This window comes from Micromonospora sp. LZ34 (assembly GCF_052981855.1).
Genome location: NZ_JBRIQN010000012.1, coordinates 141487 through 158450, shown reverse-complemented (window position 1 = coordinate 158450; position 16964 = coordinate 141487). Strand labels below are relative to the sequence as shown.

Sequence of the window (16964 nt, the reverse complement as noted above, 5' to 3'; positions counted from 1 at the left end):
GCCCCCGCTGGTTGATCATGAGGTTAGCGGGGCGAAATGCCGGAATCGGCCCCGCTAACCTCATGATCAACGTGGTCCGGAGGCCGGGGTGGGGTCAGGGGGTCAGGTGGGCCAGGGCGCCGGATTCCAGGGCGGTCCAGACCGTGTGGTCGGGGGTGACGGTGAGGCCGTGGGGTTCGGCGGCGGGGGTGGGCAGGTCGTACGTGTCGATCCGGCCGGTCTCGTCGACGTGGCCGATGCGGTTGGCGGCCCACTCGGTGTACCAGCAGCCGCCGGTCGGGTCGGCGACGATCGCGTGCGGCCGGGCGGCCCGGTCCGGCAGCGGGAACTCGTCGATCCGGCCCTCCGGGGTGATCCGGCCGAGCTGACCGGCGGCGATCTCGACGAACCAGAGCGCCCCGTCGACCCCGGCGGTGATGCCCACCGGCGCCGCGTCCTCGGTGGGCAGCGGGTGCACCGCCACCGCGCCGTCCGTGCCGATCCGTGCGATCGCGTTCGCCTGGTTGAGCGTGCACCAGACGGCCCCGTCCGGCCCGGTCGCGACCATCGACGCGAAGCCGCCGGTCACCGGGAGCGGGAACTCGGCCAGTTCCCCGTCGGTGCCGACCCGGCCGACCGTGTCGGAGGTCATCCCCGCGTACCAGAGGGCGCCGTCGGGACCGGCGACGATGCCGCACGGGCCCGTGCCGGCCGGCAGCGCGACGGCGCTCTGCCTCCCGTCGGTGGTGATCCGCCCGATCCGGTCGTCGCCGGAGCGGGTGAACCACAACGCCCCGTCCGGGCCGGTCGTGATGATCAGCGGGCGGCTGCCGGGCGCCACCGGGTGCAGCCGGGTCGTGCCGTCCGGCTGCACCCGGGCGATCGCGCCGGCCTGGACCAGCGTCACCCAGAGCGCGCCGTCCGGCCCGGCGGTGATGCCGTACGGGCCGGCGGCGCCGTCGGGCAGCGGGATCTCGCGGATCTGCGGGGTTGTCACTGGCGGTCACCTTCCGGTCGGTGCTCCCCGCGCCCGGGGCGCGGGTCAGGTCTGACGACCGTCCACCCTTGTCACCGCCGGGCACCGGAGCAACCGGTTTGTCCGACCCGCCGCGCCGGATTGCCAGCTCGCTGACAGCTTCGCCACGGGTTCCCCCCAGCCCGGCTGGTCACCGTCGGTCAGGTCAGCGCACCACCACCGACGAGTTGGAGGACATCATGGCCATGACGAGGAAGCACCTGCTGGCGGCCCTGGCCACGGCCGGCGCGCTCGGCCTGGGGGTCGCGGCGCCGACGGTCGCGTTCGCCGCCGACAGCGCCGACCCGACGCCGAGCGCCAGCGCCGGCGAGGACCGGCAGCAGCAGCGCGCCGACCGGCAGGCGGAGTTCGCCGAGGCGCTCGCCGAGGAACTGGGCGTCCCGGCCGACAAGGTGACCGCCGCGCTGGAGAAGATCCGCGCGGAGCACAAGCCGGCCGACCGGCCGGAACGCCCGTCCGCGGAGGAGCGGCAGGCCGCGCTGAAGGAGCAGCTGGCGCAGGCGGTCGAGGACGGCAAGCTCACCCAGGAGCAGGCCGACGCGATCAGCGCGGCGGCCGAGGCCGGCGTCTTCCCCGCCGGCCCCGGCGGACACGGCGGACACGGCGGACACGGCGGCCCGGCCGTCAAGTGACGGCTGGCTGACCAGCCCCGTCCCGCCGGTGTGGCGGTGTCCGGCACCGCCGCACCGGCGACCGGGGATGGTCAACCGGTCACGCGGCGGCGGGCGGCGGGGCGAAGACGCCGATGTGGTTGCCGGCCGGGTCGAGCAGGTGGGCGAAGGTCAGCCCGTTGTCGTTCTCCTTGCGCGGCACCAGCACCTTGCCGCCGGCCGCCTCCGCCCGCCGGCAGGTCTCCGCCACGTCGGCCACCTGCACATAGAAGATCGCGTAGCTCGGGCTCGCCCCGCCGGTGCCCCGGACCGCCCCGCCGATCCCCGCACCGGTGCCGCCCTCGGTCGTCCGGTACGACGCCTCGGCGCTGCCCTCCTCGGTGAAGCTCCAGCCGAACAGGTCGCCGTAGAACCGCTGGGCCTCGTCCGGCCGCTCGGTGCCGATCTCGAACCAGGTGACGGCGTTGCTGATGGTCATGTGTGGCCTCCCGTGCCATGCGCCGGCCGGGTCGGCCGGCGTCGTCAGAAAGCAGCCTCGCGGCCGGCCGCGACAGCGTCCTGTCGGTGTTTCCGACGTTGTCCGCGACGGGTTTCGCCAAGCGGCCGGCACCGCCCGACGCGCAGCGGGCGTCAGCAGCGGCCGACACCGCAGGACCCGGACCGGGCCCACCGGCCCGCGGCCGACGCCGCCCGACCCGGGTCAGGCCACGGGCCAGCGACCGCCCTCTGAGGATCAGACCAGGCTGAGCCGGCGGATCCGCTCGTGCGGGATGTCGAGGTCGTCGGCGGCCAGTTCCCGCTCGGGCACCCGCCCGGCCAGCGTGGTCACCGAGGTGATCCGGTCGGTGCGGAACGCCCGGATGCCGTCGCGCAGCCGGCACCAGGCCAGCAGGTACCAGTGCCGGGGATTGCCGAGGTAGCCGAGCGGCTCCACGTCGCGCAGCGTCCCGGCGCCGGAGCGGTCGGCGTACCGGATGCGCAGCACCCGCCCGGCGGGCACCGCGTCGGCGACGGTGGCCGGGACGGGCGTCACCGGCCCGTCGCCGATCAGGTGCACCCGCGCGGCCAGCCGGTGCGCCTCGGCGGCGTCGGCGGCCGGCATCACCGCGAGCAGCTTGCGCAGCGCGGTGCCGGCGGCCGCGGCGAACGGCGTGCCGCGCAGCCGGTGCAGGGCAACCGCCATCGCCACCGCCTCGGCGGCGGTCAGGTTCACCGGCGGCAGGGTGCGGGCGCGGTCCACCGCGTAGCCGCCGGTGCGGCCCGGCTCGGCCCAGATCGGCACCCCGGACTGCTGCAGGGCGTCGATGTCGCGCTCGATGGTGCGGGTGCTGACCTCGAAGCGCTCGGCCAGCCAGCGGGCGCTGCGCGGCCGCGGCGACACCGCGCGCAACTCCTCGACCAGGGCGTAGAGACGGTCCGTGCGGTTCACCCCGCGAACCTAGGTCGCGGGTACGACAGTCCGGGTCAGGCGATGCAGGCGCAGACGATCAGCGCGGCGCCGAAGTGGGTGGCGGCGCTGACCCGGGCCGCGGGGTGCGGCTCGTCCGAGCAGATGATCTCCCCGAGCCGGCCCGGGGTGAGCAGGTCCAGCACGAAGAAGGCCAGCGCCATGATGCCCAGCCCGACCAGCCCGAAGATCACCGTGGAGGCCAGCCCCTTGCCGAAGTCGCTGTAGCTGGTCAGGATCGCGGTGAACACGATCCCGGCGATGCCGAGCTGGTTGGCGGCGAGCAGCAGCGCGGCGTTGCCGTTGCGGCGCACCCAGATCAACTCCCGCAGCCGCCCCGGGGTCAGCAGGTCGACCAGCAGGAAGCCGGCCGCCATCAGGGCCACCCCGACGATCCCGAACACCACGCTCTGCCAGGCTCCGCTGAGCAGATCCTCCAGCACCGACTGCCTCCCGACCGGTACGCCCGGCGCGATGCCGGCGCGGTGATCGAGACGATAGCGGCAGCGCGCCACCGCCGGCAGCCCCGTGCGGGGCCCCCGGTCAGAGCGACAGGTAGCGCTGCCGCTCGTACGGGGTGACCTCCCGGCGGTACTGCTCCCACTCGGCGCGCTTGTTGCGCAGGAAGAAGTCGAAGACGTGCTCGCCGAGCACCTCGGCGACCAGTTCCGAGCCGGCCATCACGTCGATCGCCTCGGAGAGGTTCTCCGGCAGCGGCTCGTAGCCCATCGCCCGCCGCTCGGCGCTGGTCAGCGACCACACGTCGTCCTCGGCGCCCGGCGGCAGCTCGTAGCCCTCCTCGATGCCCTTGAGACCGGCGCCGAGCAGCACCGCGAAGGCCAGGTAGGGGTTGGCCGCCGAGTCCGGCGAGCGGACCTCGACCCGGGCCGAGTTCGGCTTGCCGTACGCGGGCACCCGGACCAACGCGGAACGGTTCAGGTGACCCCAGCAGACGTACGCCGGACTCTCGGTGACCCGGTCCGGCAGGGCCTGCGGGAAAAGCCGCTTGTAGGAGTTCACCCACTGGTTGGTGACCGCGGTGTACTCCCGGGCGTGCACCAGCAGCCCGGCGATGAACGCCCGGGCCACCTTGGACAGCTTCATCGGGTCGCCGGCGTCGTGGAACGCGTTGCGCTCCCCTTCGAACAGCGACAGGTGGGTGTGCATGCCGCTGCCCGGCTGGTCGGTGAACGGCTTCGGCATGAAGGTGGCCTGCACCCCGGTGGAGAGCGCCACCTCCTTAACCACGTGCCGGAAGGTCATGATGTTGTCGGCGGTGGTGAGCGCGTCGGCGTAGCGCAGGTCGATCTCCTGCTGGCCGGGGGCCACCTCGTGGTGGCTGAACTCCACCGAGATGCCGATCCGCTCCAGGGCCAGCACCGCCTGGCGGCGGAAGTCCCGGGCCACCGCGTGGGTGGTGTGCTCGAAGTAGCCGCCGGTGTCCACCGGCACCGGCACCGACCCGTCCATCGGGCCGTTCTCCAGCAGGAAGAACTCGATCTCCGGGTGGGTGTAGAAGGTGAAGCCCTTCTCGGCGGCCCTGGACAGCGCCCGCCGCAGCACGTGCCGCGGGTCGGCCCAGGACGGCCCGCCGTCGGGGAGCAGGATGTCGCAGAACATCCGGGCGCTCTCGCCGCTGACCCCGCCCTCGAACGGGAAGACCTGGAAGGTGGTCGGGTCGGGCATGGCCACCATGTCGGACTCGAAGACCCGGGCGAAGCCCTCGATCGCCGAGCCGTCGAACCCGATGCCCTCCTCGAACGCCGCCTCCAGCTCGGCGGGCGCCACCGACACGCTCTTCAGCGTGCCGAGCACGTCGGTGAACCAGAGCCGGACGAACCGGATGTCCCGCTCTTCCAGCGTACGGAGGACGAACTCCTGCTGACGGTCCACTTCCACTCCTCGCGACACGTCGTCGGCCACCGGCCGGGCCCCGGCCCGGCCTGACCGACCAGTCTCCACCGGCCTCGTTACGCCGACGTTACGCGAATCTCCCGCCGGTCGTCCCCCCACGTCCCGCCGCCCGGGCGGCCGCCCGCGGTGGGCCCGCCCCGCCGCGCGGGCGGCTCCTTCGGTGCGGGGCGGTCCGCCGGCCGGACGGGCCGCCGGAGGGTGGCCGCCGTCTCGCGCCGCCCGCCGTGTCGTGCCCTTGCCGCTGGGGCAAGATGAGGGCATGCCGACCCTGCGTCTCGCCCTGTGCCAGGTCAACCCCACCGTCGGCGACCTCGCCGGCAACGCCGGCCTGGTCCGCAGCTGGACCCGTCAGGCCGCCGACGCCGGCGCCCAGCTCGTCGCGTTCCCGGAGATGATGCTGACCGGCTACCCGGTCGAGGACCTGGTCTTCCGGCGGTCCTTCGTGGCGGCGTCGCAGGCCGCCCTGCACCGGCTCGCCACCGACCTCGCCGCGGACGGGCTGGGCGAGCTGGCGGTCGTCGTCGGCTACCTGGACGCCGACGGCCCGCCGCAGGTCGCCGGGGACGCCGAACCGGGCCGGGGCGCCCGCAACGCCGCCGCGCTGCTGCAGCGGGGCGAGGTGGCGGCCACCTACTTCAAGCACCACCTGCCCAACTACGGGGTGTTCGACGAGGACCGCTACTTCGTCCCGGGCGAGATGCTGACCGTGGTGCGGGCCGGCGGGGTGGACGTGGCGTTGACCATCTGCGAGGACCTGTGGCAGGCCGGCGGCCCGTTCGCCGCCGCCCGGCAGGCCGGCGTCGGCCTGGTCGTCAACATCAACGGCTCGCCGTACGAGCTGAACAAGGACGACATCCGGCTGCCGCTGGTCCGCCGCCGGGCCGTCGAGGCCGGCGCGGCCATCGCGTACGTGAACATGATCGGCGGCCAGGACGAGCTGGTCTTCGAGGGCGACTCGATGGTGGTCGGCGCCGACGGTGAGCTGCTCGCCCGGGCCCCGCAGTTCGTCGAGCACCTGCTGCTGCACGACCTGGCGCTGCCCGCGGCGGCCGAGCGGACCGGCCCCGACGGCGAGCTGGCCGACGGGCTGCGGGTGGTGCGCGCCGCGATCGGCGACCTGCCGCCGCTGCCCGCCGGGCCGGCGGCGGCCGGCGGGCTGATCGCCCCGGTGGCCGACGAGGCCGAGGTGTGGCAGGCGCTGGTGCTCGGCCTGCGCGACTACGTCAACAAGAACCGGTTCCCGTCGGTGGTGCTCGGCCTCTCCGGCGGCATCGACTCGGCGGTGGCGGCCGCGCTGGCCGTGGACGCGCTCGGGCCCGACCGGGTGGTCGGGGTGTCGCTGCCCAGCCAGCACTCCTCCGAGCACAGCAAGGAGGACGCGGCCGAGCTAGCCAAGCGCACCGGGCTGGACTACCGGACCGAGCCGATCCAGCCGATGGTCGACACGTTCCTGGCCAACATGTCGCTGTCCGGGGTGACGGTGGAGAACCTCCAGGCCCGGGTGCGCGGGGTGATCCTGATGGCGCTGTCGAACCAGGAGGGTCACCTGGTGCTGACCACCGGCAACAAGAGCGAGCTGGCGGTCGGCTACTCCACCCTCTACGGCGACTCGGTCGGCGGCTTCAACCCGGTCAAGGACGTGTGGAAGACGCTGATCTGGCGGCTGGCGAAGTGGCGCAACGCCGACGCGACCCGCCGCGGCGAGACCCCGCCCATTCCGGAGAACTCCATCGGCAAGCCGCCGAGCGCCGAGCTGAGCCCGGGCCAGCTGGACAGCGACACCCTGCCCGACTACGACGTGCTCGACCCGATCCTGATCGGCTACGTCGACGGCGACCTGGGCCGGGACGGGCTGGTCGAGTCCGGCCACGACCCGGCGGTGGTCGACAAGGTGCTGCGGATGGTGGATACCGCCGAGTACAAGCGGCGCCAGTCCGCGCCCGGCACGAAGATCTCGATGAAGGCCTTCGGCCGGGACCGGCGGCTGCCGATCACCAACCGGTGGCGAGAGAAGGGCTGAGGCGGCCGGCGGCGCGGGGTGGCCGCCGACGGCCGGCCCCGCCGGGAGTGAAATCCTCCACTGCGCTCTGCCGCCGCCCGGTCGTCCGGTGCGACGATCGCGGCGGAACCCGGGGACCGCGCACGCGGCCTCGAGGAAGGAGAGAGTCATGGTGGAGTCCACCCCGACCGAGGTGACCGCCCTCTACGGCGGCCCGGCCACCCGGCGGGTCCGCACCCGCGACCTGATCGCCGCCAAGGAGCGCGGCGAGCGGTGGGCGATGCTCACCTCGTACGACCAGTACACCGCGTCGATCTTCGACCAGGCCGGCATCCCGGTGCTGCTGGTCGGCGACTCGGCGGCGAACAACGTGTTCGGCTACGAGACGACCATCCCGGTGACCGCCGAGGAGCTGCTGCCGCTGGTCCGCGCGGTGGTCCGCGCCACCCGGCAGACACTGGTCGTCGGTGACCTGCCCTTCGGCTCGTACGAGGAGGGCCCGACGCAGGCGCTGCGCACCGCGGTGCGGTTCATGAAGGAGGGTGGCTGCCACGCGGTGAAGCTGGAGGGCGGCCGGCGTTGCGCGGCGCAGATCGCGGCGATCACCGGCGCCGGCATCCCGGTGATGGCGCACATCGGCTTCACTCCGCAGAGCGAGCACGCCCTCGGCGGCTACCGGGTGCAGGGCCGCGGCGACGCCGCCGAAGAGGTGATCGCCGACGCCCGGGCGGTGGCCGAGGCGGGCGCGTTCGCGGTGGTGCTGGAGATGGTGCCCGGCGAGGTGGCCAAGCGGATCACGCACGAGCTGCGGATCCCGACCGTGGGCATCGGCGCCGGCCCGGACACCGACGCCCAGGTGCTGGTCTGGCAGGACATGGCCGGGCTGCGCACCGGCAAGGCGCCGCGCTTCGTGAAGCGCTACGCCGACCTGGCCGGCACCCTCGCCGACGCCACCCGCCGGTTCGCCGACGAGGTGCGTGGCGGCGACTTCCCGACGGCCGAACACACCTTCTGATCCCGTCCGCACCGGTGGGGCGCCACCGCCCCACCGGTGCCCGGGGCGCGGCATGATCGTCTGCTGCTCAGCGGGTGACGACCGGCTGATCGGCCCTGCCAGGCGTCATTCGATCACGGGCGACGTGGGCTCAGACGTCGGTGACGCGGATGCCGGCGTGCGCCTTGTAGCGCTTGTTGATGGCGATCAGGTTGGCGGTGAACGCCTCGATCTGGTGGGCGTTGCGCAGCCGGCCGGCGTAGATGCCGCGCATGCCCGGGATCCGGGCGGCGAGCGCCGCGACCACCCCGGCGGCCTCCCGGTCCTCGGTGCAGATCAGCACGTCCAGGTCGATCCGGTCGATCTCCGGGTCGGCCAGCAGCGGAGCGCTGACGTGGTTGAACGCCGCGCAAACCCGGGAGGACGGCAGCAGCCCGGCGGCCTGCTGGACCGCGCTGCCCTCGGGGACCGGCAGCGCGTACGGGCCCTGCTTGTCGAAGCCGAGCGGGTTGACGCAGTCCACCACGATCTTGCCGGCGAGCGGTTCGGCGAGCGCGGCGACGGTGGCCGCGTGCCCGTCCCACGGCACCGCGATGACGATCACGTCGCTGCGCCGGGCCACCTCGTCGTTGTCGGCGCCGGTGACGCTCGCCGCGGCCGGCACGCCGGGCAGGGCGGCGATCTCCTCGGCGGACCGCGCGGCCCGCTCGGCCGACCGGGAGCCGATCAGCACGGTCTGGCCGGCCCGGGCGAACCGGTAGGCGAGCCCCCGCCCCTGGTCGCCGGTGCCGCCGATGATGCCGACGGTCAGCCCGGACACGTCGGGCAGTGCGCTCGCGTCGTATGCCATGCGGTCATCCTCGCAAACCCGCCGGCCCGGCAGGAGCGTCCGGCGCTGTGACAATCCCCGCTGCCCGGACCGTTGGGGCTCAGGCGCGTTCGAAGACCACCGAGCGGACGACCGGGTCGGCGGTGACCAGCCGGACCCGGATCCGCTCACCGAGCGGCAGCTCGCCGGCGCAGCGGGCGCGCACCGGCGGGTCGTCCAGCGCCACCGTGCCGCCCGGCGGCCGGCCGGGCCGGCTCCGGCCGTTCGGCGGCGCGTCGACGTCCAGCACCGCGGCGTCGAAGGTCTCCCCCACCCGGTGCGCCAGCAGCACCGCCTCGGCCAGCTCGATCGCGCCCCGGGTGGCCGCCGAGGCGGTCCGGTCGGTCGTGGCCATCACCTCGGGCAGCCGGGGCAGCGCCGCCCGGGCCCACTCCGGCACCGGCCGGCCCTCGTGCAGCGCCAGGCAGACCTCCGTGGCGTACCGGTCGGCCAGCCGACGCAGCGGCGCCGTGACGTGGGCGTACGCGGCCGCCACCCCGCCGTGCTCCGGCTGCTCGGGCACCTCGCCGTCGAAGGCGGTGTACGCGGCACCGCGCATCAGCTCGGCGGCCTGGTCCACGAAGGCCGCCGCCCGAGGTTGCGACGGGTCCAGCCCGGCGATCACCTCGCCGGGGCCGGCGCCGTCCGGCCAGTGCACGCCCAGCGGGGCGGCGGCGGCCCGCAGCCGCTGCACCGCCTCGGGCTTCGGCGGCGGCATCGTACGCAGCAGGCCGACCCGGCCGGCCAGCATGATGTCGGCGGCGGCCATCCCGGTCAGCAGCGAGATCTGGGCGTTGTGCTCCTCCATCGGCACCGGCCCGCGCAGCACCAGCCGCCAACCGTCGCCGTCGGCCTCCACGTCCTGCTCCGGCAGCGGCAGGTTGATCGCGCCCCGGCGCAGCCCGCGGGCGGTGAGCAGCACGCCGAGCTCGGGCAGCAGGGCGATCGGGTCGGGCAGCCGCCCGGCGTCGGCGTCGGCCTGGACGCCGGCGTAGTCGAGCTTGGCCCGGCTGCGGACCAGCGCCCGTTCCAGCTCGACGGCGACGGTGCCGCCGTCGGCGTCCAGGTCGATCGTCCACACCACGGCGGCCCGGTCGACGGTCGGCAGCAGGCTGGCCGCGCCCTCGCTGAGCGTCTCCGGGTGCAGCGGCACGTTGCCGTCGGGCAGGTAGACGGTCTGCCCCCGCCGCCAGGTCTCCTCCTCCAGCGCGCCACCGGGGCGTACGTGCGCGGCCACGTCGGCGATCGCGTACCGCACCCGGTAGCCGCCGCCGGGCCGGCGGGTGAGGCACATCGCCTGGTCCAGGTCGCGGGAGGTGGCCGGATCGAGGGTCACGAACGGCACGTCGGTGCGGTCGACGGGCGGGCGCGGCGGCGCGGCCGCCGCGGCGTCCGCCTCGCGCTGCGCCGCGGCCGGGAACTCCTCGGGGAGTCCCAGCTCGCGGCGCAGCGCGCCGAAATCGATGCGGGGCGCGAGTACGCGTCGGATGACCACGGGTCAATCCTGACAGCGCGGCGGTTGATCCGCTTCCCCGGCGCGGGTGGGTCAGCGCGGGCCGGTCAGCCGGTGGCCTTCCGGGCGGTGGTTCCGGTGCCGCGGGCCGACGTCGTGCGCCCGGCCATCTTCGTCGCCGGTGTCTTCACCGCGGTGGTCTTCTTCGCCGGCGCCTTCTTGGCCGTGCCCGCCTTGCGGGCGGTCGCGGAGGTGGCCGTCGCCTTCTTCGCGGGCGCCTTCTTCGCCGCGACTGTGCGGGCGGTGCCGGTCGGACGGGTCGGCGCGGTCTTCTTGGCGGCGGTCTTCTTGGCGGTGACCTTCTTCGCCGGCGCCTTCGCCGCAGTGACCTTCTTCGCCGGCGCCTTCGCCGCGGTGACCTTCTTCGCCGGCGCCTTCGCCGCGGTGACCTTCTTCGCCGGGGCCTTCGCCGCGGTGGTCTTCCTCGCCGGGGCCTTCGCCGCCGTGGTCTTCCTCGCCGGCGCCTTCTTCGCCGGCGCCTTCTTCGCCGGGGCCTTCTTCGCGGGGGCCTTCGCCGCCGTGGTCTTCTTCGCCGCGGCGGTGGTCTTCTTCGCCGCCGCGCTGACCTTCTTCGCCGGGGCCTTCGCCGCCGCCGTGGTCTTCTTCGCGGTGCCGGTGGTCCGGGCCGCCGCCTTCTCGGCCGGCGCCTTCGCGGCGGTCTTCCTCGCCGCCGCCTTCTTCGCCGCGGTGGTGGCCTTGGCCGCGGCCTGCCGGGCGGGGGTCGTCTTCGCGGTCTTCTTGGCCGGCGCCCGGCCGGCGCCGGCGGACGCCTTCTTGGCCGCCGTGGTCGCCGCGGCCCGGCGCGCGGGCGTGGTACGGCTGGCGCCGGTGTTCCGCTCCGCCGCGGCGGTCTTCTTCGCGGTGGTCCGTTTCGTGGCCGGGCGGGTGGCCTGCTGTGCTTGGGCCATCTCGGTTCCCTCCTTGGGGACGTGCTCTCGCGTGCCTCCTCGCGGAGCACGGAGTACCTCGACGCGGGCCGTCCCGCGCCGCCTATCTGTCCTCCCCGGCCCAGCGGGCGTCCTCGGCGTCCCACGCTTCGTTGCGCTCCCGCACCTGCTGCAGCGCGTTCTCCGCGTCGGCGGCTGAGGCGTACGGTCCGAGAACGTGCTTGGCAGGGCACACGTCGGCATCGGTCTCGACCCGGTGGTGTCGGGTGCACCAGTAGTAGTGCCCACCACTCCCGCTGTCGCTCATGGGATCACTGTGCACCGCGAATCGCCCGGCCGCCACCGGAACACCGCAAATCTCCGCCTTCTCCACAGTAGACGTGACGGCCGGCCCGACGGGCCGGAACTGCGAAAACGGGTGCGTAGCGGGGACGGGGGCGGGATCGGCTGGACGACCGGCTCCGGGCACGTCCCGACGCCACCACCGGACCTCATGATCGACACGGTGCCCGGCCCTGACCCGGCCCGCCGGGAACCAGGTCGGATCGTCGGGCCGGGTTAGGGTCTGCGGATGGGCGTACCGGACTACATCCTGCGGATGCGCAAGCACGTCGGCCACGACCTGCTGTGGCTGCCGAGCGTCAGCGCGGTGGTCCGCAACGCCGCCGGCGAACTGCTGCTCGGCAAGCGCGCCGACGACGGGCGCTGGTCGGTGGTCAGCGGCTTCGTCGAGCCGGGCGAGCAGCCGGCCACCGCGGTGATCCGCGAGGTGTACGAGGAGACCGGCCTGGACGTCGAGCCGGTGCGGCTCAGCAGCGTCGTCTCGCACCCGCACACGTACCCGAACGGCGACCGCTGCGAGTACCTCAACCTGGGCTTCCACTGCCGCCTGCTCGGTGGCACGGCCCGGGTCAACGACGACGAGTCGGTGGCCGTGCGGTGGTTCCCGATGGACGCGCTGCCGACGCTGGACGCGCACGCCCGCACGGTCATCCGGCACGCCCTGGCCGAGGAGTCCGTGGCCTGGTACCTGCCGCCGGGCTCGGCGTGGACCGACGACGACTGAGCCGCCCCCTCGCCGCGGCCCCGTCGAGCCGGCAGGCCACAATGTGGCGTGGACAGCGAGGTGCGCCGCTACCTGACGGACCTGGTCGGGGTGGCCCGTGACGTGCTCGGCGACGACCTGGTCGGCGCGTACGCCGCCGGCTCGGTCGGCCTGGGGGCCTACCAACCCGGCCGCAGCGACGTCGACGTGGCGCTGGTCTGCGCGGAGCCGCTCGACGCGGACCGCGAGCGCCGGCTGGTGGCCGGGCTCCGGCACGAGGCGCTGCCCTGCCCGGCGCGCGGGCTCGAACTGGTCGTCTACACCGCGGCGGTCGCCCGCTCCGGCGCCCCGGAGCCCGGGTTCGAGGTCGAGCTGAACACCGGGGCACGGATGGACTTCCGGGTCACCTGGGACCCGACCGACCGGCCCGCCGCGGACGGGCGGTTCTGGTACGGCCTGGACCGCAGCATCCTGCACGAGTGCGGGCACGTGCTGCTCGGGCCGCCGGCCGCCGAGGCCTTCGCCGACCTGTCCCCGGCGGATCTGCGCCGGCTGCTGGTCGACGCGCTGCGCTGGTGGCTCGCGCTGCCCACCCCGCCCGGCGACGGCCCCGCCCCCGCCGCGGAGGACGCGGTGCTCGGCGCCTGCCGGTCCCTGGCGAAGGTCCGGCACGGCCGGTGGTTGTCGAAGGCCGAGGCCGGTCGCCGGCTGATCGCCGACGGCTGGGCCGCGGACGGTGAGCCGGCCGACCTGATCGAACGGTCGATCGCGGCCCGGGCCGGTGGCCCGCCGCCGAGCGGTCCCGAGGCCCGCGCCTTTCAGCGCCGGGTGCTGGCCGAGATCGGCGCCGGCGCGGAGTGACCCGGGAGTCGGATCAGGACGGCCGGACGACCGGTTCGGGCGCGGCGAGGCCAGGCTCCGGGGCCGCCCGCCCGCGCGCCGCACGGATCGCCCAGGCCAGCGCGTACGGGGTGCAGGCGAGGTAGAGCAACGGTTCCAGCAGGACCGCGTCGGTGATCAGGAAGACCTCCTGGCCGGTCGGCCGGGGCAGCCCCAGTGCCGAGTCGGTGTAGCAGACGAGGAGCCACAGCGGGGCGGAGACCGGGTCGAGGGTGTCGCCCTGCGGCACCCCGTCGACGACGCCCTCCGCACCGGTCGGCACCTGACTCAGCACGGCGAGGATCGTCGCCGCGTCGGCGACGGCGATCGCATCCAGGACCCCGAGCCACCAGGCGGCGCGGACCCGACCCCGCCCGGCCAGCCGGGCCGCCCCGCGCAGGACCAGGGCCAGGCCGGCGAGCCAGAGCACCAGGCCGGGCGCGACCCGGGCCGGCGCGTCGGCGTAGTCGAAGACCAGGTAGCCGAGCGCCGCGACGGTCAGCGCGACCGGTGCGACGATGCCGAACGTCGTCCGCCATCCCGCGCTGGGCGAACCGGCCCGGGCGAGCCGGTCCGCGAGCAGCGCGAGCCCCACCGCCCCGGCGGCGGTCACCCCCGAGGCGATCGGCAGTTGCAGCTCGTACGCCCAGAGGCCGCCGCGCCAGCTCAGCGCCGCGACCACCGTCTGCATCACGACCAGTCCGGCGAACACGACGCCGGCGCCGGCCGCCGGGGCGAGCAGCAGCGGCAGGGCGGTACGGAGCAGCCGGCGGCCGATCGGGACGTGCTCGGCGGCGTCGACGCCGGAGCGGCGGGCGGCGAGGCTGACGGCGAAGCGCAGCATCGGCAACCGCTGCCGCCGTTCGGCGAGGACGTGCAGTTCGCCCGCCCACTCCCGGCGCAGGTCGGCCCGCAGCTCGACCGGCCAGCGGCGCTGCGCGACCGCGAGCAGCAGCTCGGCCACCCGACGGGTCACCACGCCGGCGCCCCGGTGGGCTCGGCGCCACCGCGGACCGGGCGGCCCGGTGCCAGCGCCCGCAGCTCGGCGAGGGTACGCCGGGCGGCGACCGCCCCCTCCGCGGTGAGCCGGTAGTAGCGCCGCGCCGGTCGGCCCACCGTGGACGGATCGACCGACTCCCACTCGGCGGTGAGCCAGCCCGCCGACTGGAGGCGGTGCAGCACCGGGTAGAGGGTGCCGCTGGGCAGCTCGGTCATGGCCATCAGATCCAGGCCGTAGCGCTCGGCGTCGGGCTCGGCCAGCAACGCCGCGAGCACCCGCGCCACCGGAATCGTGATCCGCACGCCGGCACTATATCGGAACCCTACATAGGGTGGGGGTCCCGCGGTTCCCGCCCGCCGGACCCCCACCGGTCAACCGATCAGGCGGTCACCCGCTCCACCGGGATCCACAGCTCCGCGTCCGCCTCCTTGCCGTCGGCGGAGAGCCGGGTGCGGGAGATCTCCGGCCCCGGCCGGGTCCGGTACGGGTTGGACGGGAACCACTGGGTGAACACGTCCCGCCACAGGTACTGCAACGCCTGCGGGAACGCCCCGGAGGTCTCGAAGACCGCCCAGGTGCCCGCCGGCACGGTCAGCGCGTCCAGGTCGGCGGGCGCGTCCGCGCCGGTCACCACCCCGTGCCAGTAGTCCAGCTCGGTGCCCTCCACGCGGCTGCCGGCCAGGTTGTCGCTGACGTTGACGATGCCCTGCGGCTCCTGGTCGGACAGCGACTCGATCCGGCGTACCGTCTCCGGGTCGATGCCCTTGACGAAGGCGACGATCGCGGGATTCATCCCCTCATGCACCAGCGGTACCCGGGCCTTGCGTCCCACCAGCCGGAACTCGTCCTTGCGCACGATCCGGTATCGCATACTGCTGCTCCCTTCCACGACGAGACGGAAGGACATCCGGGGCTGGGAGCGCAGCGCCGCCCCCGTACGCCGGGCCTCGCCGGGGCCCACGCCGTGCACGGCCTGGAACGCCCGGGCGAACGCCTCGGTGGAGCCGTAGCCGTAGCGGACCGCGACCTCCAGCAGCGTCCGCTCCCCCGCGAGCACCTCCGCGCCCGCGACGGTGAGCCGCCGGCGGCGGATGTACTCCGACAGCGGCATGCCGGCGAGCGCGGAGAAGAGCCGCCGGAAGTGGTACTCCGACGTCACCGCGATCCGCGCCAGCTCGGCCACCTCGATCCGCTGGTCGAGGTGGCGCTCGATGTGCTCCATGGCCTGGTTCAGCCGCTCCAGCACCCCGGTCTCCTTCCCTTTCGAGCAGCAACGCTAGGCGGGGCGAGGTGGTGCGTACCCGACATCTGGTGCCCGGATCGGTCGGGGCGCCGGCCGATCCGCGGCGGCTGTCGCATCCTTACGACGGTCGCCAGCGTGACGGCGGGTCAGGGCCAGGTCTTGGCCTGCGCGTCGAAGACCTCCGGCGGGCTCTCCACCGGCAGGACGCAGACCAGGTGACCGCCCGGCACCCGCAGCACCCGGCACTCCTGCCACCGCGTCACCTCGGTGGCGCCGAGGGCGACCAGGCGCGCGGTCTCGGCGTCGACGTCGTCGGTTTCGAAGTCGAGGTGGAAACGAGGTACGTCGTCGACCGCCTGCACCGCGGTGACGATCCCGGGCAGGGCGTCGTGCAGGCCGATGAACTGCGGGTACCGGGGGTCGACCTCGGTGGGCACGCCGAGCGCGGCCGACCAGAAGGCGGTCGCCTGCTCGGCCTCGGGGGTGTCGATGAGGAGGGCGTAGACGCGGCTTCGATGCATGCGCCGAAAGCGTAGTTGCCGGCCGGTCCCCTCGCGTCCCCTCGCCCTCCGCTCCGATCGTGCCTAGTCGTCCTGATAGAGCCGGCGGTGCCACCAGGGCAGTGGCTGCCCACTCCAGTCCCGCCACCGGTGCGGGTCCAGCTGCGGCAGCGTACGGCGGCGGAACTCGTCATCGAGCGTGGCGAGCAGCCGGCGCAGTTCCGCACCTGGACCGGCGGGGAGCGCGGCGGCGAGCGCCTCCAGCCCGTCCCGGACGACCGCCACGTCCAGGGACATGCAGCCGGGACAGGCGCACGGGGAGGCGACGAGCCGCAGTTCGCGGCCGGGTCGGCGGAGGAAGGCCCGGTAGTCGCGCAGGAAGGCGGCGGCATTGCCCGGTCGGACATGCCAGTCGCGGGAGGTCAGTTCGACGAGGCGGATCGCGGCGCTCGTGGCGGGCGGCAGTCGGTCGATCGGCGGAGGCCGCCTGGCCCGCCGGTCACCGGCGCACGGTCACCCGACGACCTTTTGCAGGAAGGCGACGACGCTGGCCGTGGTTCGCTCGATCTTCTCCGCAAGCGTGATCGACTCGTCGATGCGCCGTCCGGCGTTCTTCTTGCCGCGCAGGTAGAGCGAGCAGGCCAGGTCGGTGCAGATGTACGCGCCGACGGAGTTCCCCTGCCGGCCGTCCTTCCCGGCCTTGCGCGCGGTCATCAGCGAGACGCCGTCTCCGGTGTGGGTGGTCAGGCAGAACGAGCACATGCTGCGCCGGACCCGCCCGGTCTGGGGTGCCACCCGCAGGGCCACCCCGACCAGCCCTGCGCCGGTCTCGGCGACCAGGTAGGCCCGCTCCCCCGCGGACGGGTCGCGCCACCCGAGGAAGTCGAGGTCGGCCCAGGGGCGCTCCGCCAGATCCTTCGGCACGGCCAGGCGCTTCGCCTCGCCCTTGGTGCAGTTGACGAAGGAGGCGCGGATCGCAGACTCGGTCCTTGGTAACATAGGAACAAGCCTAACCTCATTAGGCAAACACATAAAACGACTAGGTGTGG

The 16964-nt window shown here is 74.4% G+C and carries 19 protein-coding genes; 6 read left to right on the top strand and 13 right to left on the bottom strand.

The window, feature by feature from the left end; translation table 11 throughout:
- Nucleotides 1-94: 94 nt before the first annotated feature.
- Nucleotides 95-976, bottom strand: a complete 882-nt coding sequence (locus ACVCAH_RS16125) for a Vgb family protein (protein WP_447136937.1) — start codon at nt 974-976, stop codon at nt 95-97.
- Between the two features lie 218 nt (nt 977-1194).
- Between ACVCAH_RS16125 and ACVCAH_RS16120 the strand changes: the two genes are divergently transcribed.
- Nucleotides 1195-1647: a hypothetical protein gene (locus tag ACVCAH_RS16120; RefSeq protein WP_447136936.1), complete on the top strand. Its 453-nt coding sequence runs from the start codon at nt 1195-1197 to the stop codon at nt 1645-1647.
- Between the two features lie 79 nt (nt 1648-1726).
- On the opposite strand, the gene ACVCAH_RS16115 is transcribed toward ACVCAH_RS16120, so the two are convergent.
- The 4 genes from ACVCAH_RS16115 to glnA form a co-directional block, all read right to left on the bottom strand.
- Complete coding sequence (locus ACVCAH_RS16115; RefSeq protein ID WP_447136935.1) at nt 1727-2104, bottom strand: VOC family protein; 378 nt, start codon at nt 2102-2104, stop codon at nt 1727-1729.
- Between the two features lie 255 nt (nt 2105-2359).
- Nucleotides 2360-3055, bottom strand: a complete 696-nt coding sequence (locus tag ACVCAH_RS16110) for a helix-turn-helix transcriptional regulator (RefSeq protein WP_447136934.1) — start codon at nt 3053-3055, stop codon at nt 2360-2362.
- Nucleotides 3056-3090: 35 nt separating this feature from the next.
- On the bottom strand, nt 3091-3516 hold the full coding sequence (locus tag ACVCAH_RS16105; RefSeq protein WP_447136933.1) for a DUF350 domain-containing protein: 426 nt from the start codon (nt 3514-3516) through the stop codon (nt 3091-3093).
- Between the two features lie 100 nt (nt 3517-3616).
- Nucleotides 3617-4966 carry a type I glutamate--ammonia ligase gene (gene glnA, locus ACVCAH_RS16100; protein WP_447136932.1) on the bottom strand — a complete coding sequence of 450 codons (1350 nt, stop codon included), beginning with the start codon at nt 4964-4966 and terminating at the stop codon, nt 3617-3619.
- A 280-nt stretch (nt 4967-5246) separates the two neighbouring features.
- Between glnA and ACVCAH_RS16095 the strand changes: the two genes are divergently transcribed.
- Both ACVCAH_RS16095 and panB read left to right on the top strand, forming a co-directional pair.
- Nucleotides 5247-7007 carry an NAD+ synthase gene (locus ACVCAH_RS16095; RefSeq protein ID WP_447136931.1) on the top strand — a complete coding sequence of 587 codons (1761 nt, stop codon included), beginning with the start codon at nt 5247-5249 and terminating at the stop codon, nt 7005-7007.
- A gap of 148 nt (nt 7008-7155) precedes the next feature.
- The gene (gene panB / locus ACVCAH_RS16090) at nt 7156-8001 is read left to right on the top strand and encodes a 3-methyl-2-oxobutanoate hydroxymethyltransferase (RefSeq protein ID WP_447136930.1); all 846 of its coding nucleotides are present in this window, start codon (nt 7156-7158) and stop codon (nt 7999-8001) included.
- A gap of 130 nt (nt 8002-8131) precedes the next feature.
- On the opposite strand, the gene npdG is transcribed toward panB, so the two are convergent.
- Together npdG and ACVCAH_RS16080 are read right to left on the bottom strand one after the other, a co-directional pair.
- A complete protein-coding gene (gene npdG / locus ACVCAH_RS16085; RefSeq protein WP_447136929.1) occupies nt 8132-8830 on the bottom strand; it encodes an NADPH-dependent F420 reductase in 699 nt (232 codons plus the stop codon).
- A 79-nt stretch (nt 8831-8909) separates the two neighbouring features.
- Nucleotides 8910-10343, bottom strand: coding sequence for an RNB domain-containing ribonuclease (locus ACVCAH_RS16080; RefSeq protein WP_447136928.1), 1434 nt, complete (start codon nt 10341-10343; stop codon nt 8910-8912).
- Nucleotides 10344-10439: 96 nt separating this feature from the next.
- Between ACVCAH_RS16080 and ACVCAH_RS16075 the strand changes: the two genes are divergently transcribed.
- The 3 genes from ACVCAH_RS16075 (at nt 10440) to ACVCAH_RS16065 (ending at nt 13154) form a co-directional block, all read left to right on the top strand.
- Nucleotides 10440-11447, top strand: coding sequence for a hypothetical protein (locus tag ACVCAH_RS16075; RefSeq protein ID WP_447136927.1), 1008 nt, complete (start codon nt 10440-10442; stop codon nt 11445-11447).
- Nucleotides 11448-11819: 372 nt separating this feature from the next.
- Nucleotides 11820-12314: an NUDIX hydrolase gene (locus tag ACVCAH_RS16070; RefSeq protein WP_447136926.1), complete on the top strand. Its 495-nt coding sequence runs from the start codon at nt 11820-11822 to the stop codon at nt 12312-12314.
- 48 nt (nt 12315-12362) lie between these two features.
- Entirely contained in the window at nt 12363-13154 is a 792-nt protein-coding gene (locus ACVCAH_RS16065; RefSeq protein ID WP_447136925.1) for a nucleotidyltransferase domain-containing protein, read from the top strand.
- 13 nt (nt 13155-13167) lie between these two features.
- Here ACVCAH_RS16065 and ACVCAH_RS16060 read toward each other — a convergent pair whose 3' ends face one another.
- From ACVCAH_RS16060 to ACVCAH_RS16035, 6 genes are all read right to left on the bottom strand, one after another.
- Nucleotides 13168-14148 carry a hypothetical protein gene (locus ACVCAH_RS16060; RefSeq protein WP_447136924.1) on the bottom strand — a complete coding sequence of 327 codons (981 nt, stop codon included), beginning with the start codon at nt 14146-14148 and terminating at the stop codon, nt 13168-13170.
- Complete coding sequence (locus tag ACVCAH_RS16055; protein ID WP_447136923.1) at nt 14145-14474, bottom strand: PadR family transcriptional regulator; 330 nt, start codon at nt 14472-14474, stop codon at nt 14145-14147. The genes ACVCAH_RS16060 and ACVCAH_RS16055 overlap by 4 nt, the downstream gene beginning before the upstream one ends.
- Before the next feature lie 77 nt (nt 14475-14551).
- Nucleotides 14552-15418: a GyrI-like domain-containing protein gene (locus ACVCAH_RS16050; protein ID WP_447136922.1), complete on the bottom strand. Its 867-nt coding sequence runs from the start codon at nt 15416-15418 to the stop codon at nt 14552-14554.
- A 143-nt stretch (nt 15419-15561) separates the two neighbouring features.
- Complete coding sequence (locus ACVCAH_RS16045) at nt 15562-15936, bottom strand: VOC family protein (RefSeq protein ID WP_447136921.1); 375 nt, start codon at nt 15934-15936, stop codon at nt 15562-15564.
- A 63-nt stretch (nt 15937-15999) separates the two neighbouring features.
- The gene (locus ACVCAH_RS16040) at nt 16000-16212 is read right to left on the bottom strand and encodes a hypothetical protein (RefSeq protein WP_447136920.1); all 213 of its coding nucleotides are present in this window, start codon (nt 16210-16212) and stop codon (nt 16000-16002) included.
- 216 nt (nt 16213-16428) lie between these two features.
- Nucleotides 16429-16914, bottom strand: a complete 486-nt coding sequence (locus tag ACVCAH_RS16035) for an FBP domain-containing protein (protein WP_447136919.1) — start codon at nt 16912-16914, stop codon at nt 16429-16431.
- Between the last annotated feature and the right edge of the window lie 50 nt (nt 16915-16964).